A 15698-nucleotide genomic window follows, 5' to 3' on the forward strand; every position below is an offset into this window, starting at 1 on the left:
TTAAAATATTAATGGGTATAAAAAGTGAATCATTACCAAACCACCAATAAAAAAGCCAATTACGGCAATTAATGATGGTAATTGCAGATTGCTTAATCCTGAAATCGCATGTCCAGAAGTACATCCACCGGCATACCTTGCTCCAAATCCAATTAAAATTCCACCTATTAAAAGCACAAAAAGCGTAAGCGGTTCAGAAAAAACATTTGTTGAAAATAATTCAGTTGGTAAATAGGCTTTCCCGGCACTTTCAAAACCAAGATTGTTTAAATCCTGAACTGTTTCTGAAGAAATCGCAACGGTAGTTGGATCGTCGCTCAAATAAAAATGTGCGATAAAGCCACCAATTACAGCACCTAGCAATACCAGTAAATTCCATTGCTGTGCTCTCCAATCGAAATTAAAAAAATCTGCTTTCTTATCTGCACCACACATGCTACACATGGTTCGCAGGTTGGAAGACATTCCAAACTGACGGCCCATAAATAGGAGCAAAAACATGGTAAATGCGATCAATGGCCCAGAAACATACCACGGCCAGGGTTCAAAAATCCAATTCATAATCTTCTTTTGTGCAAATAAACCGGAAATTAAGGAAACAGCTTGTAACATTAGTTACACTATTGAATAAACATAAAATCTAAGATTTGATATTCTCGTCATTCCGGACTTGATCCGGAATTTCATATTATGATTCATTTCTAAAATTACATCAATTTTCCTGAAGGTATTCTTTAAAATTACTCAGCACTTTCTCCGATAATCGCTCTTGCGTTTTCAGCGTCCAGCCGGCGCTTTTCTTCCCGATCACCACATTCTTTCTTTCCTGAATATCCTGCGGAACATCTTTTTTAGCATCTCCATCGAAAATCGCAAAATTTGAGGTCGATTTTATCCAATTTCGAAAAGCTTCTAAATCGAACGGCATTCCTAAAGAAGTATTGATAAATATTTTTCCGTTACCAAATTTCTCAAAATGTTCTGGTTGAAAAATCTCCAGATTTTTGGGAAGATGAATAGAAATTACATCTATCGTTTCTAAAAGTTCATCCAGCTCTAAATATTCCAGTCCTTTTTGTTCGTATTGAAGTTTTCTGCTTCTGCTGAAGTAATACAAATCGGCACCAAAAGGCAATAAACAATCGGCCAAAAGCTGCCCGGTAACACCAAGACCTATAATCCCAATTTTAAGATCGGTAAGTTCTTGCGGAATTTCCTTCCACTGCTTTTCAGCATAACCGTGGATAAGCATGATCAATTCTGAAATCACAAATTCTGCTACTCCGGGATCGCCATAATCAAAAATACCGGTTACCGTAATTCCGTTATCGCGTGCATAATCTACTGCAACATTGGCTGACGCATCATCGAATAAACTACAGCACATCCCAATATATTTAAGATTAGGGCTTTTTTGAATAATTTCTTCTGTGATCTGCGTTTTCCAGGAAACAAAGATCACCTCAGCATCACCAATTCTATTTAAAATTTCCTCATCGGTTTCCGGGAAATCATCAGGATGAATTATTTTTTCTTCGGAATATTCCTGAAGCTGAGCAATAGCTTCATCGTTCATTTTTGTATAATCGACACAGGCGATTTTTTTGAATTTCATCTATAATTTTTTGGGAACATAAGAAAAATTCGAAGATTTTTAGCCATTAGCATTCAGCTTTTAGCTGACAGCTGTGGAATGAAAAGAAATAGTTCACGATTGACGGTTTACAGCAGTTGCTCCTGAAACTTAATATATAACTACCGTAGAAAAGGTATTGAAATAAAATAGTTTACATTTTTACCATTTTTAGCTCTTTTTACATTGAATAAGATCAAAATAGCATTGAAAACGTATAAAACACCAATGAAAATTAGCGCTTTATTGGCAAAACTATAGTGCATAATTTTACTCATAACACCTATTAAAAAAAATACGCAATAAGTTATAAACCAACTAATTTGAAAATTAAGAACAAGCTTTCCCATTTTTTCAACATTAGCGATTTCTTTCCTTTTTGAAATCCACATGAGCATAGGAATCAAAATCCCTAAAAGAGGAAAGAATATAAATGTTAGTGCCGACGCATTAAGAATCGCTAAATAACTATCGTTTTTTTGAAGTTTCCAATCGATAAGATCTTCGGAAGTAACCCCGAGTCCTTTTGCTATTCGCTGTAAAGTATCACCGCGTGGCGCTGTTTCGCCATTTTCGATGCGCTGAATGGTTCGCAAACTTAATCCAGATTCTTCGGCTAAAACTTCTTGTGAAAATCCTTTTCGGTTACGTAGCTCGGTTACTCTTTCAGAGAGTTTGCTGTTTTTCATAATTACAAAGTTAAATCTTTCAGCAAATCTATGTTCAGGGATTAAAAAGGCTTGCGTCGAGCTTACGACATATCTACGTCATATTTGCCAATACCAGTAAAATTAAGGGTTTAAGCTAGATCAAATCCTGAGTTTTTAATTTATGGTTATAATTAAAGTATTGAATTTATATTATTCTTTTGCTATAAAAGAGATCTCTCCACAAGGTCGAGATTACATTCAGCATTCAGCATTCAAAATAAAAAAATCCAGATTCTAAAAACAGAGCGATCTAATATCTCAAATCTAACAGCTTAGCCGTCTAAACTCTATAATGGGATATTCCCATGCTTACGATCTTGTCTTAGAACCGCTTTATTTTCGAGCATACTAAAGGCTTTTAATAATTTTCTGCGCGTGTCTTTTGGCATAATTACCTCATCAATAAATCCGCGTTGTGCAGCTTCAAAAGGATTAGCGAATTTTTCTGCATATTCAGCTTCTTTTTCGGTTAATTTTTGTTCGGGATCTTCAGCTTCTTTAATTTCTTTTCTGAAAATTATTTCACTTGCACCTTTGGCTCCCATAACGGCAATTTCAGCACTTGGCCAGGCAAAATTCATATCGGCACCAATATGTTTGCTGTTCATAACATCGTAAGCACCACCATAAGCTTTTCTGGTAATCACGGTTACTTTTGGCACGGTCGCTTCACTCAGCGCATACAACAATTTAGCACCATTTAGAATAATCCCATTCCATTCCTGATCGGTTCCCGGTAAAAATCCAGGTACATCAACTAAAACCAATATCGGAATATTAAAACAATCGCAAAAACGTGTAAAACGAGCCGCTTTTTTAGAACTGTCCACATCTAAAACTCCGGCTAAACTCATTGGCTGATTAGCAACAATACCAATACTTCTACCACCTAATCTTGCAAAACCAACGATGATGTTATCGGCATAAGCCTTATGAATTTCAAAGAAAGAATCCGCATCGATAATCCCTTCAATAACCAAATGCATATCATAAGGTTTATTAGAACTATCGGGAATAATTTCGTCCAGTTTTTGACGAATCTCATCCTGTGGTTCAAAAGGCAACTTTTCGGTCTTTTGTTTGTTGTTTTGAGGCATGTAACTAATCAGCTTTTTGATATCCTCTAAACAGCTAATATCGTTATTGGCCGTTAAATGAGTAATACCAGATTTTGTGGAATGCGTACTCGCACCGCCCAACTCTTCTGAAGTTACATTTTCATTAGTTACCGTTTTCACCACATTTGGCCCGGTCACAAACATATAACTGGTATCCTCTACCATGATTGTAAAATCGGTCATTGCGGGAGAATACACCGCTCCACCGGCACAAGGGCCCATAATAGCGGAGATCTGCGGAATCACTCCTGAAGCTTTAACATTACGATGAAAAATATCGGCATAACCACCAAGAGATCTAACACCTTCCTGAATTCGCGCTCCACCAGAATCATTTAAACCAATTATCGGCGCGCCGGTTTTAACCGCCAGATCCATTACTTTGCAGATCTTTTCAGCATGAGTCTCAGACAGCGCTCCACCAAAAACCGTAAAATCCTGAGCAAAAACATAAACCAGTCGGCCATTAATCGTACCGTAACCCGTAACAACGCCATCGCCATAGAACTTTTGATCCTGCATTCCAAAATCGGTTGTACGATGTGTTACCAAAATCCCTATTTCTTCAAAAGAACCTTCGTCTAGCAGATAATCAACCCGTTCTCTTGCAGTAAGCTTTTTCTTTTCGTGCTGCTTCGCTATTCGTTTTTCACCACCGCCAAGATGCGCCTGTTCAATTCTTTGATTTAATTGCTCTATATTTTTCTTACTCATGGGTTTTAATGTTTAGCTGTCAGCTGCTAGCATTCAGCTTTCAGTAGTAATGCTATCGATTAGAATTTCCAAATTGACAAATTAGCACATTTTCAAATTTACCCTAACTGATAACTGCCTACTGCGCTTACTCTCTGGCTTCAGTAATTGGTAATCTTAGTTTTTCCTGATCTTTTAAATATTGTCTTAAAGCAATTAAAGCGGCCAATTTGGATTCTTCTTCAATTTCATTTTGAAGCTTTTCAGGGGAATAATATTTCTTTACAAAATGGGTATCAAAATTTCCTGAAGTAAAAGCTTCATGTTCAAAAACAAATTTCCCGAAACTCAGCGTTGTAGAAACACCTTCCACCTGGTAATCATCGATCGCTTTGATCATTAATTGGATCGCTTCTTCTCGATTTTTTCCGTAGGTAATTAATTTTGCCAGCATAGGATCGTAATAGATCGGTACATCCATCCCTTCTTCAAATCCATTATCCACCCGAATTTTCTCTCCGTTAGGAATTTTATATTTCTCCAATTTTCCAACGCTTGGTAGAAAATTATCCATAGGATCTTCAGCATAAACACGCAACTCTAGCGCATGACCAGTAATTTTCAGATCATCCTGTTTGATGTTGAGTTCCTCTCCCCTTGCAATTTTAATTTGCTCTTCAACTAGATCTACTCCTGTGATATATTCGGTTACGGGATGCTCTACCTGAAGTCTTGTATTCATCTCTAAAAAATAAAAGTTTCGATTTTCATCGAATAAGAACTCCACGGTACCCGCTCCAACATAATCACAGGCTTCTGCAACGCGAACGGCTGCTTTTCCCATTTCGTCACGAAGTTTCTCATCTAAAACTATAGATGGAGCTTCTTCTATCACTTTTTGATGCCGACGTTGTACCGAACATTCTCGCTCAAATAAATGCAATGTATTCCCATGCATATCGGCCAAAATCTGAATCTCGATATGTCGTGGAGAAGCTACATACTTTTCGATAAAAACAGAACCATCCCCAAAGGCAGATTCGGCTTCGCTAATGGCACGTTTCATTTGATCTTCCAGATCTTTTTCCTGCTCTACCACTCGCATTCCTTTTCCGCCGCCACCTGCGGAAGCTTTTATCAAAATAGGATAACCAATTTCTGCAGCGATCTTTTTAGCTTTTACGGTATCTCTGATCGCTTCATCGATTCCGGGAACCATCGGAATATCGTATTTCTTTACCGCATCTTTGGCTGCGAGCTTGCTGCCCATGATTCGTATAGCTTTACTACGCGGACCGATGAACGTGATACCGGCATCTTCTACTGCTTCGGCAAAAGTGGCATTTTCACTTAAAAATCCGTAGCCGGGATGAATACCATCAACATTTAATTCTTTACAAATTTCAATAATTTTATCTCCTAATAAATAAGACTGATTAGAAGGTGCAGGGCCAACACAAACCGCCTCATCAGCAAATTTTACGTGCGGCGCATTTCTATCTGCTTCAGAAAAAATAGCCACGGTTTTAATGCCCATTTTCTGAATAGTTTTAAGTACTCGAAGAGCAATCTCTCCACGGTTTGCTACTAATATTTTTTTCATTTATCATGGGTTTTAGGGGAATAGAGATTACTCCATTTCGATAAGCAATTGATTTTTCTCTACAGTTTCGCCTTTTTTGATCTGGATACTTTTTACTACTCCGTCTCTTGGCGCTGTAATTGTATTTTCCATCTTCATAGCTTCTAAAACCAGTAAATAATCACCTTCTTTCACTACTGCGCCCTCTTGAACGTTCACTTCCAGAATCAATCCCGGCATAGGCGCTTTAATGTTATTGATCAATTGCGCAGACCCCAGTGAAAGCCCCATCTTTTCGATTAACAGATCTAAATCGTTTGCGATATTGATATTGTAAATATTGGAGTTGATTTTTATCGAATATTGCCTTTTTAGAAAATCGCTTTTTTCTACGGAAGCTTTAAAAGATTTATGTTTATGAAGTACATGAAAACTTGCATTATCAGTAGTTTGAATGTCTAAATCTGAAATCTGGTCTTCGGTAAATTCAAATTCTGATGCTTCATTCACTTTAATCTTAAACTTTTTCCTCATACGTTATCAATTATTACTCATTTTAAGCAACAAGCCTTGTAAATATAGAAAATTAATAAGGTTTTTAATTAATGAATAATAATTTATTAAAATTATAACAAACCATGCAAGAACCGTCACCCTGAACTTGATTCAGGGTCTCATCCTCAGAGTGCTATTTTAAAATCTGAATGAGATTTTGAATCAAGTCCGGAATGACGAATATAGAAATTACAATATCGAATTTCAGTATAAAGAAAAATCCCAATTTCAATTAGAAATTGGGACTACCTCAAAATTTTATAAAAGAAAATATCAATTTTATTTATTTGAAATCATTTACAGCATCACTTAGATCAAAAACTTTAATTCCGCTTAATTGTTTATCTACAATACTGCTACCGGCTGCAGATCGATAACCACCGGCACAATGCACAACGATTGGTTTATTGGTAGGGATTTCTTCGGTACGATCTCTTAATTCGTTTAGTGGAATGGCAATCGCACTTTCAAAAAACTTTCCTTCTTCAACTTCAGAAATATTTCTAATATCCAAAATGGTATATGCTGAGGGATTTTCTTTAAAAGCCTCTACATCTAAAAATTCGGTAGAACCTTCAAGATCTTCAGCAACAGTAATGATCGCTTTTAGATATTTTTCGTAACCAATTTTTGCAACACGCTCTAATAAGACATCAATATCCTCGACTGAAGCCACCACTAAATAAAAAGCTTCTTTTGGCTGAATGATCGCTCCTAACCATGTTTCAAACTTTTGCTTAGGCGATGTCGCCATAATATTGATACTTCCCGGTAAATGGGATTTTTTAAAATCGTCTACACTTCGTGTATCCACGATCGTTAAACCTTCTTCAACTTCATCTACATTTAGAAAAACCGGAACATTATATTTTGCTTTCTGTACGTTTAAAGCTCCAGCTTTGTTGATATCTACATCAAAACCAAAATAAGATGGTATAAACGGCTGATCTTTTAGAATTTCGTCTACAAATTCATCCTCCGTTTGTTCTTTGAACGCCCAGTTTCCCATACGTTCATTTCCTAAGGTACTGGAAGAATCGCTACTCATATTCTTACCACACAACGAGCCTGCTCCATGTGCCGGATATACCAAAGCATCATCTGGCAGATCGTTAAATTTAGTTTGCATGGTGTTATACATTTGCTTGGCAAGATCGATACGCTTGGTTTTCATATTCCCGGCGTTTTCACGCAAATCTGGCCGGCCAACATTTCCTATAAATAAGGTATCTCCGGTAAATAGCGCAGTGTCTTCTCCATCCTTGGCAACGACCGTAATACTATCTGGACTATGACCTGGCGTGTTTAAAGCGCTAAAAGTAACTTTTCCTAATTCGAACGTATCGCCTTCGTCAAAACTTTTATGATCATAATCTGCACCTACCAATTTACTTACAAAAATAGTTGCTGCAGTTTCTTCATGAATTTGTAAATGACTGCTAATAAAATCGGCATGAGGATGGGTTTCAAAAACCGCTACTATCTTCGCATTGTGTTCTTCAGCAAACTTATAATACACCATGGGATTTCTAGACGGATCTACCAGCGCCATTTCACCTTCACTTATAATTGCATACGAATAATGTGCTAAAGCCTCGTCATTAAACTGTTTTATAATCATTTTTTATATTCTTTCGTTATTTCACTTCTTTATTTTTAAACGGAAAAACCATTTGCTCTTTAAAACTTTCCGGGAAATTATCGTCTCCTTCAAAACCCAATTCGATATTTTTTCCGCTCTTCGGAATATAGGCTGTCTTAAAAAGATAATCCCAAATACTCAAACTGAGTCCGAAATTCATTCCATAGGGATGTGACTTTGGTAAAGCTTTGGAGTGATGCCAGATATGCATTTTTGGGTTATTAAAAATATAGCCTAAAAATCCATAATTCCAGCCCACGTTTGCGTGGTTTAAATGCCCAATCAAGACACTAAACATATGCACTATAAAAAACTCCTGAATCCCAAAACCTATCATCGCCAACGGGATATACTGTGCGGTTTTATAAACAATCGTTTCCATAAAATGAAACCTGAACTGCGCTGCGAACCCCATTTGTTTTACGCTATGATGTACTTTATGAAATTGCCATAAACAGGAACGCCTATGCAACTGGCGGTGAACATTCCACTGAATAAAATCGGCAATCACGAACATAATCATCAACTGCCCCCAAACAGGAAGGTTTTGGATATTTAAGGCCACTATATTTTCAACTCCAAAAAGTCCCAGAAAATCATTGAAAAGCGCTACACCAATATTTGATAAGGCATTGTAACCAATCAACGAAAACAGGAAAAAATTGAATAAAATATAAAAACCATCCAGCCAAAAACCTTTTCTTAAGATCGGCTGATCTTTACGCCAGGGCAGTACAATTTCCAAAATCCAGACAAATAACGAAATGGCAATTAACCAATAAAAATAATTGGTCCAGGAAGGATTAATGATCTCCTGCACCAGATAATCAAAATACCCGGTAAACGAATCCTGAATTATTTTTACGTATTTGTCCATTTTTAATTTCTTCCAGAGCAAAAGTAAATAAAACCTTAAGCAAGACCAGTAACTTTTGTTACAATGCTGTTTTATACAGTTATAGAAGTCAACGAAATCTTAACACGCGAAAAGCTTTTAGTGTTATAAGCCGTTAAACATAGGCATTATAAAAATATTCTTTAGTAATTTCCCGCTAAATTCAGATTAAAGAAAAGAAGGAAATGAGTAAGAAGAAAAATTTAAAACTTGAAAAACTGGCATTTGGTGGCGTTGCTGTTGGTAACGGTTTTGAAAAAGTGAGTGACAAACAATCCTGGGAAACGCTTGAAGCTGCTTGGGAATGCGGCATTAGACAATACGACACCTCTCCCTGGTATGGTTTGGGTTTAAGCGAGCGCCGTATAGGGCATTTTCTAAAAAATAAGAAACGAGAAGATTATATTTTATCGACCAAAGTTGGTCGTTTGTTTACTCCAACCAAAAATATTCCAGATACACAATGGGTAGACCCTTCTCCATTTGATTATCGCTATGATTATTCGGCGGAAGCTGTTCGACGATCTGTAGAGGATAGTTTGCAGCGACTTGGCGTAGAAAGTATAGATTATGCATTTATCCACGATCTTTCTCCAGATAACAATGCCGATCTTGGCGATTGGGAAGAGCATTTTGAAATTGCTAAAAAAGGTGCCATGCCAGAACTTAGCAAAATGCGCGAAGAAGGATTAATTAAAGGTTGGGGACTCGGCGTAAACACGTTAGAACCTATTTTAAGAACAATTGATTATGCAGATCCAGATTTGTTTCTATCTGCAATACAATATTCCTTGATCGACCATAAAGATTCTTTAGACCGTTTATTTCCTAAAGTTGAAGAAAGCGGTGTTGGTCTAATTGTAGCAGCTCCTTTTAATGCAGGGTTGTTAGGCGGACAAAAGCGCTACAACTATGCTGGGGAAATGCCGGAAGATGTTGACGCTCGCTATAAAAAGATGATCAAAATTGCAGATAATTACGATGTTGATCTTGCGAAAGCTGCGATACAGTTTTCTTATGCACCAAAGGTTGTCGACACCGTTTTAGCCGGAGCCAGCAAGCCTTACCAAACCATCGAAAACATGAAAGCTTTTAATGCGAAAATCCCAAAAGACTTTTGGGTAGATCTTAAAAGCGAAGGATTAATTGACGAGCGTTGTGAAACTCCGCAATTCTAAAAAATAATTAATCTCGAAAAAGCCGTTTCTTAGTAATGAAACGGCTTTTTTATTTTCTAGCTACTATGAAAACATTAATTTTAACGACCAAAATCGATAAAATGAAACGTAATTTTTTTCTTCTCTCTTTTCTGAATATTCTGGCACCTGCTCTCTTATTAGCTCAGAACCCAAAAGTAGATATCCTAGAATATGAATTTCATCTGGACCTGAATGATAATAATGATGTCATTAAAGGAAAAACACTTATCGATTTTAAATACACAGAAGATTCAGATGTTTTAGCGCTGGATTTTGCTTCGGAAGAAAATGGTAAAGGAATGAGTGTAGACAGTATTCTTCAAAATGGTAAAATTCTAGATTTCAAACATTCCGAAGAGAAATTAAGCATCAGAACTACTTCTGAAGAAGAAATTACGATCTATTATCATGGGGTGCCAAAAGACGGACTCATAATTAGTGAAAATAAATATGGAGACCGTACTTTTTTTGGTGATAACTGGCCAAATAGAGCACATCTATGGTTGCCGGTAATCGATCATCCTTCAGATAAAGCGAAGGTTTCTTTTTATGTGTCTGCACCTTCAAAATATCAGGTTGTGGCTACAGGAACACTTCAAGAAATGACCAATCTTAACGAAGAGAAAACGCTTTATGTATATTCTTCGCCATTAAACTTACCTACCAAAGTGATGGTGATTGGCGTGGCTGAATTTGCCGTACAGCATTTGGGAGAAATTGATAAAATTCCGCTTTCATCTTGGGTGTACCCTGAAAATAAGGAAGCTGGTTTTTACGATTATGCACAAGCAGAAGAAATCTTATCATTTTTTACTGAAAATATTGCGCCTTTTCCGTTTACAAAATTGGCAAATGTACAATCGACCACTCGATATGGCGGAATGGAAAACGCCGGAAATATCTTTTATTTTGAAAATTCGGTTGATGGGAAACGTTCATCAGAATTTCTTTTAGCACACGAAATTGCACATCAGTGGTTTGGAGATTCCGCTTCCGAAATTGACTGGTCGCATCTTTGGCTAAGCGAAGGTTTTGCCACTTATTTTACCGATCTGTATGCTGAGCATAAATACGGAAAATCAAAATTAGACGAGAAATTACAGGAAGAACGACGTCAGGTAATCGGTTTTAGTCAAACGACAAAAACGGCGGTAATCGATAGTTCCAGAACCGATTTAATGGAATTGCTGAATCCAAACTCCTATCAAAAAGGTGCATGGGTGTTGCATATGCTTCGCAGAAAAGTTGGCGACGATAATTTTTGGAATGCTATTAGAGAATATTATCAAAAATATAAATTCAGTAATGCGACTTCAGCAGATCTACAAGCTGAATTTGAAGCAGCTTCAGGAGAAGATTTAGATCTATTTTTTGAGCAATGGACCACGCAATACGGCCAGCCGAAATTGAAAATCGATCAAAGTTTTAAAAATGGAACACTTAAAATTACGGTTATACAGCTTCAGAAAAATCAATTTAAATTTCCGTTAGAGCTTCAACTAAATTTTGCCACAAAGGAGCCAAAAACTATCGAATTTGATATTACTAAAAAGAAAGAAACTTTTGAGATTGAAGTTTCAGAAAAACCGGTATCGATAGATTTAGATCCAAACACTAATTTACTATTTGAGGAAGCACTGTAAGTTATTCAGCGATTATAAACATAGAAGGAAACCTGGTGGAATAGTGTATCACAAACTGCTGTCCCTGCAATCTCGTACTAAATTGACCATTTCGATAATTGATAGATCTTCGTATTAATTTCTTCCGAAGTTTAGGATTTAACTTAATGCCCTGGTTTTCGATGGTACCGTAATTATTCGGGTATTGGAAAACTGCAAACTTTTCGTAGCCTTTGTCACTAATATTTGTTTTGATTGCTTGCTCGCCTGTAACGCTAGCTGTTGTTTTTTGGTAAGAATTTTTAATAATTGCCTTAGTAAGATAGTAATTTGCTCCTTCGGCAATGTGCTCTGTTACAATTGCAAAGCCAGCTACCCCAACTATAAGTAGTATTTGCATTAATGTTACCATGCTATAGGTTACAGGATCTTTTTTGAAAGTTCCTTTTTCTATATTTTCAGATCGCACAAAAATTCCTGCAAATAAAAAGCATAAGCCTAAAAAAATAAAAATAACACTTACATGTTTTATTAATGCCCAGTAATCTATTAAATGCGTAAAAAGCATTTTAAGCAAAAAACCGATAGCCAAAAATCCCAATCCAGTTAAATACCTAGTTTTTAGCAAATTTTAGAAGTTTATTTCGCCGACTTTTAGCTCGTCGTCACTATTTTCTAATCTATAAACTTTTAATGTTTTTTGCTGATCTTTGGTTCCGTAATTTTTGAAAACTGTGATTTTTAAAAATGTTGGCCCAGATATTTTCTGAACATTATCGCTATAATAATCAATAAACATCTCGTAATTACCGCTTATAGCCTCTTTTAATTTAAAAGACTCAGGTCCAAAGCCTTCGGTCATATCATCAGAAAGTTTCCCGCCTATTTTTGTTTTTTTACTTTTGTACCAGCATTTTTCATTTTTAGGATCGATCACCCAAAGATCAATATCAGTATCGTTGTGATTCCAGTCGACCACCACGCGAAGATCCATTTTCATTGGACTAATAAACTTTTTATCAATATTCGATAAATCCAGTTCATTTTTATGAAGCGTGATTAGGTTATTCATTTCAACAAAAGAAATGTCCTCGATTCCAGAAAATCTGCGTGCTTCATCTTTTTCTACTAATTCACCACTTACAATTTTGTAAAGCAATTCTAAAGCTTCCTGAAAATGCCCATTTTCAATTTTAATTAATGCCATATCACGATAAGACTGGATATCTTCAGGGCGCAATTCTAAAACTTTGGTATAAATATACTCGGCCATTCCTGTTTTTCCTTCCGCTTCCAGTTTATAAGCTAAGGCTCGGCTCAACTCATAATTATCCAATTCGATTTCAGCTATATTAGAAATAATTCTGAAGGCTTTTTCAGTTTCTTTTTGGCTCAGAAAATAATCGGCCACATCCATATAGAAAGATGGCATATTATTATATTCTTCTCTTAATTGGAGATATAATTGATAGGCTTCTTCCGCAGAATTTGTTCTTTTGAGTTGCCTAATATATGCTGAATTTGGATTCCATCCTTTTAATTCCAGTTCGTCTTTAATTTTTAATTCTAATTCAGTTATTTTATCTTTTTCCTTTTTTGAAAGCTCTTTGGTTTTAATAACAACTACACCGCCGGCCGCTTGAGCACCATAAAGTTTAGTGGCATTTTCTGAATTTATATTGTAAAACTCGGCTATATCATCAGCATCCAAATTGGGCATTTCACTAACTAAATTTCCATTTACAATATAAATTGGGTTTTTATTAGATAAACTAGCAGCACCTCTTATACTTACAATTTCTTCTTCATCGTTTACTACCTGAATTCCTGCAATCCTACCCTGTAACTCGGTTACAGCACTCGTCCTAGTATTTGACGATTCGCTCTCATAACCCATAACCACTACTTCATTTAAAGTTGAAGCATTTTCTTCTAATTCTACATCAATTAGATCTCCTGTAACAACTACTTCCTGAGTTTCAAAACCAATATAGCTGAAAATCAATTTTTCACCTTCGTCTACATAAATTTGATAATTTCCGTCAAAATCGGCTTGAACTCCGTTTGAGGTTCCTTTAACAATAACATTCACACCCGGTAAAGCAAAATCATCTCCTGCCGCCTTTACGTTTCCTTTTACTAAATGATTTGAATTCTCATTACCGGGAATATCTTCTCCTGAATTTGAATTAGATGTTGAATTTAAACTTGATTCACGATCTGGAGCTTCCTCGCCTGAATCTACTACGTTAGTCACAGGATCGTTGGTTCTTTGAGAAATAGTATCTTTTGAAATATCGATTTTGGGCGTTTTCCCGTACCATTTTTGAATATCGTTATATCCATCAATAATCAATAAACGTTTTGCTTTCAGGTTATTTTGGTGATTTGCAAGACTGGATTTTTTACGACGCATCGCATCCTGATACTCCGCTAACATTTCGTCTGGTGGCGTGACTTCGTACTCGATATAATCTGAAAGTCGATCTAAAACCAACAAGGATGTATAATCTGAAAGTACCTGATAATCTTCGCTAACTTCAACAATTTTGGCTTCTAAATCCTCATTTTGGACATTTAAGAAATCAATTTTTTGATTCGCCCATTTCTTATCGATTCCCCAATCTTTAACATCGATCGCATCCACAGGATTAATCTCGATCGTATTCACTACTTCATTACCAAACCCAAATTTTAAAGTGATCGTTGTATTTTCAAAACCTTTACCGGTTAGTGTAAAATCTTTATTGAGTATTTTTTTCTCTTTTGGATAAATTTCAAGCGAATTATCTTCTGAAGTTGCTCCTAAGAATAACAAAGGCTGATTTTTCAGTTTTGAAATTGCTTCTTCTAAGCCCGAATTTTTAAGATTGATATAATTTCCGCCAGATTGCAAAGAAACCTGTTGAAGCTCTTTATGATCTGCTGAGGTTTTGCTGTTTATAGCGAAAATTGGACTATTAAATTCCTCCTTAAAACCTCCAAAATTGTCTAAACCATCGCTAAATAATAAAATAGCCTCACTATCTTCACTATTAAAATCTAATTTATTGTAAGCCGTGCCACCGTCATAAATTAGAGATTTTAAAAATTCGAAAAGTGCTTTAGAGTCTCCGTTTTCGACTTTAAAAGTAGATTTTTTTCGCTCTTTATAGTCGAAAGTAATTATCTCGACTTCTACTTTTCTTAAATACTCAAAATAGCTTTTTAGAAGATCGATTTCCTTTTGAATTTGCCTATCTTTTTCTGAATACGAAACATCCCAAAAGATACTGATTTTTGAAGGTTTTGGCCTGATGCGCTCTTTGGCTTCAATAGAATTATACCAGTAAAAAAAGTCATCCTGAGCTACAAATGTTGGTTTTGAATCATTTTTAGCAATTCTGAAAATAAAATCCTGATCTAATTTAAAGTTCTCCTTCTCAATTTCTGAAACTAAATTTCCACCAGAACTCTCAAATTTCAAGTTTGATTTTAAAATAGAAGCATCATCAATACCGGCCACGCTAATTTTTAAGTTGAAATTATCGAGTTTTAAATCATATTCTAACGGTAATTGATAAAATAACTCACCTTTATTCAGAATCAATTCTTCATCATAAGCCAAAACTACACGTTTATAAGATTTCGCTTCAATAGGAAAAATTCGTGCTTTATAATTATTTCCCTGTGTTTTCTCAAGCAATGCAGGATCGATACGTCGTCTAACCGTACTTTCAAAAGCTACGCGAGCTTTCTCCTTTTCAACAATTACCGCTTCTCTTAGCTTTCCGTTGATATCTAAGGCGAACCGGCTTACTTCCCGGCCTTCGCCTAGTGGGAAATTTAACTCACCTTCCAGTCTTTCATCGTTTGGATTGTAGAAAAATAATTCGAATGTTGTGGTGGCTAGGTTTCCGGCAATTTTCACATCTAAGTTTAGTTTTGCAAGATCCAGTTTTTTCTTGCCAACCTTAATTTCTGGTGGGTTCTGAGAAAACAATGTCAGGCTTGCCTGAAACATCAGAAAAGAAAATAATATCAATTTTTTCATAGGTAAGGAGTATGAT

12 protein-coding genes are annotated in these 15698 nt (G+C 36.0%); 2 read left to right on the top strand and 10 right to left on the bottom strand.

Annotation, left to right across the window (positions count from 1 at the left end):
• The 8 genes from PBT89_RS09920 to PBT89_RS09955 form a co-directional block, all read right to left on the bottom strand.
• Window positions 1–561 (bottom strand): YeeE/YedE family protein, encoded by a 561-nt coding sequence (locus PBT89_RS09920; protein WP_270061759.1) that lies wholly within the window; start codon window positions 559–561, stop codon window positions 1–3.
• Between the two features lie 151 nt (window positions 562–712).
• The gene (locus tag PBT89_RS09925) at window positions 713–1615 is read right to left on the bottom strand and encodes an NAD(P)-dependent oxidoreductase (RefSeq protein WP_270061760.1); all 903 of its coding nucleotides are present in this window, start codon (window positions 1613–1615) and stop codon (window positions 713–715) included.
• Between the two features lie 140 nt (window positions 1616–1755).
• Window positions 1756–2322 carry a helix-turn-helix domain-containing protein gene (locus PBT89_RS09930; protein ID WP_270061761.1) on the bottom strand — a complete coding sequence of 189 codons (567 nt, stop codon included), beginning with the start codon at window positions 2320–2322 and terminating at the stop codon, window positions 1756–1758.
• 308 nt (window positions 2323–2630) lie between these two features.
• Window positions 2631–4175 carry an acyl-CoA carboxylase subunit beta gene (locus PBT89_RS09935; protein ID WP_270061762.1) on the bottom strand — a complete coding sequence of 515 codons (1545 nt, stop codon included), beginning with the start codon at window positions 4173–4175 and terminating at the stop codon, window positions 2631–2633.
• A gap of 127 nt (window positions 4176–4302) precedes the next feature.
• On the bottom strand, window positions 4303–5757 hold the full coding sequence (accC, locus tag PBT89_RS09940; protein ID WP_270061763.1) for an acetyl-CoA carboxylase biotin carboxylase subunit: 1455 nt from the start codon (window positions 5755–5757) through the stop codon (window positions 4303–4305).
• A gap of 27 nt (window positions 5758–5784) precedes the next feature.
• A complete protein-coding gene (locus PBT89_RS09945; protein ID WP_270061764.1) occupies window positions 5785–6270 on the bottom strand; it encodes an acetyl-CoA carboxylase biotin carboxyl carrier protein subunit in 486 nt (161 codons plus the stop codon).
• Between the two features lie 304 nt (window positions 6271–6574).
• On the bottom strand, window positions 6575–7912 hold the full coding sequence (locus PBT89_RS09950) for an MBL fold metallo-hydrolase (RefSeq protein ID WP_270061765.1): 1338 nt from the start codon (window positions 7910–7912) through the stop codon (window positions 6575–6577).
• Between the two features lie 16 nt (window positions 7913–7928).
• Window positions 7929–8810: a sterol desaturase family protein gene (locus tag PBT89_RS09955; RefSeq protein ID WP_270061766.1), complete on the bottom strand. Its 882-nt coding sequence runs from the start codon at window positions 8808–8810 to the stop codon at window positions 7929–7931.
• Window positions 8811–9013: 203 nt separating this feature from the next.
• Between PBT89_RS09955 and PBT89_RS09960 the strand changes: the two genes are divergently transcribed.
• Entirely contained in the window at window positions 9014–10006 is a 993-nt protein-coding gene (locus PBT89_RS09960) for an aldo/keto reductase (RefSeq protein WP_270061767.1), read from the top strand.
• 101 nt (window positions 10007–10107) lie between these two features.
• A complete protein-coding gene (locus PBT89_RS09965) occupies window positions 10108–11670 on the top strand; it encodes a M1 family metallopeptidase (RefSeq protein WP_270061768.1) in 1563 nt (520 codons plus the stop codon).
• 1 nt (window position 11671) lies between these two features.
• On the opposite strand, the gene PBT89_RS09970 is transcribed toward PBT89_RS09965, so the two are convergent.
• Together PBT89_RS09970 and PBT89_RS09975 are read right to left on the bottom strand one after the other, a co-directional pair.
• Window positions 11672–12217: a hypothetical protein gene (locus PBT89_RS09970; RefSeq protein WP_270061769.1), complete on the bottom strand. Its 546-nt coding sequence runs from the start codon at window positions 12215–12217 to the stop codon at window positions 11672–11674.
• A 63-nt stretch (window positions 12218–12280) separates the two neighbouring features.
• Window positions 12281–15682 carry a VIT domain-containing protein gene (locus PBT89_RS09975; protein WP_270061770.1) on the bottom strand — a complete coding sequence of 1134 codons (3402 nt, stop codon included), beginning with the start codon at window positions 15680–15682 and terminating at the stop codon, window positions 12281–12283.
• Window positions 15683–15698: the final 16 nt, after the last annotated feature.

Origin of the sequence: Zunongwangia sp. HRR-M8 (genome assembly GCF_027594405.1) — a bacterium.
Taxonomy (GTDB): domain Bacteria; phylum Bacteroidota; class Bacteroidia; order Flavobacteriales; family Flavobacteriaceae; genus Zunongwangia.

Excerpts from the sequence above, each read along its gene's own strand:
- accC (WP_270061763.1), bottom strand. The coding sequence starts at position 5,757 with ATGAAAAAAATATTAGTAGCAAACCGTGGAGAGATTGCTCTTCGAGTA.
- PBT89_RS09950 (WP_270061765.1), bottom strand. The coding sequence starts at position 7,912 with ATGATTATAAAACAGTTTAATGACGAGGCTTTAGCACATTATTCGTAT.
- PBT89_RS09960 (WP_270061767.1), top strand. The coding sequence starts at position 9,014 with ATGAGTAAGAAGAAAAATTTAAAACTTGAAAAACTGGCATTTGGTGGC.
- PBT89_RS09935 (WP_270061762.1), bottom strand. The coding sequence starts at position 4,175 with ATGAGTAAGAAAAATATAGAGCAATTAAATCAAAGAATTGAACAGGCG.
- PBT89_RS09955 (WP_270061766.1), bottom strand. The coding sequence starts at position 8,810 with ATGGACAAATACGTAAAAATAATTCAGGATTCGTTTACCGGGTATTTT.
- PBT89_RS09925 (WP_270061760.1), bottom strand. The coding sequence starts at position 1,615 with ATGAAATTCAAAAAAATCGCCTGTGTCGATTATACAAAAATGAACGAT.
- PBT89_RS09975 (WP_270061770.1), bottom strand. The coding sequence starts at position 15,682 with ATGAAAAAATTGATATTATTTTCTTTTCTGATGTTTCAGGCAAGCCTG.
- PBT89_RS09945 (WP_270061764.1), bottom strand. The coding sequence starts at position 6,270 with ATGAGGAAAAAGTTTAAGATTAAAGTGAATGAAGCATCAGAATTTGAA.
- PBT89_RS09920 (WP_270061759.1), bottom strand. The coding sequence starts at position 561 with ATGAATTGGATTTTTGAACCCTGGCCGTGGTATGTTTCTGGGCCATTG.
- PBT89_RS09965 (WP_270061768.1), top strand. The coding sequence starts at position 10,108 with ATGAAACGTAATTTTTTTCTTCTCTCTTTTCTGAATATTCTGGCACCT.
- PBT89_RS09930 (WP_270061761.1), bottom strand. The coding sequence starts at position 2,322 with ATGAAAAACAGCAAACTCTCTGAAAGAGTAACCGAGCTACGTAACCGA.
- PBT89_RS09970 (WP_270061769.1), bottom strand. The coding sequence starts at position 12,217 with ATGCTTTTTACGCATTTAATAGATTACTGGGCATTAATAAAACATGTA.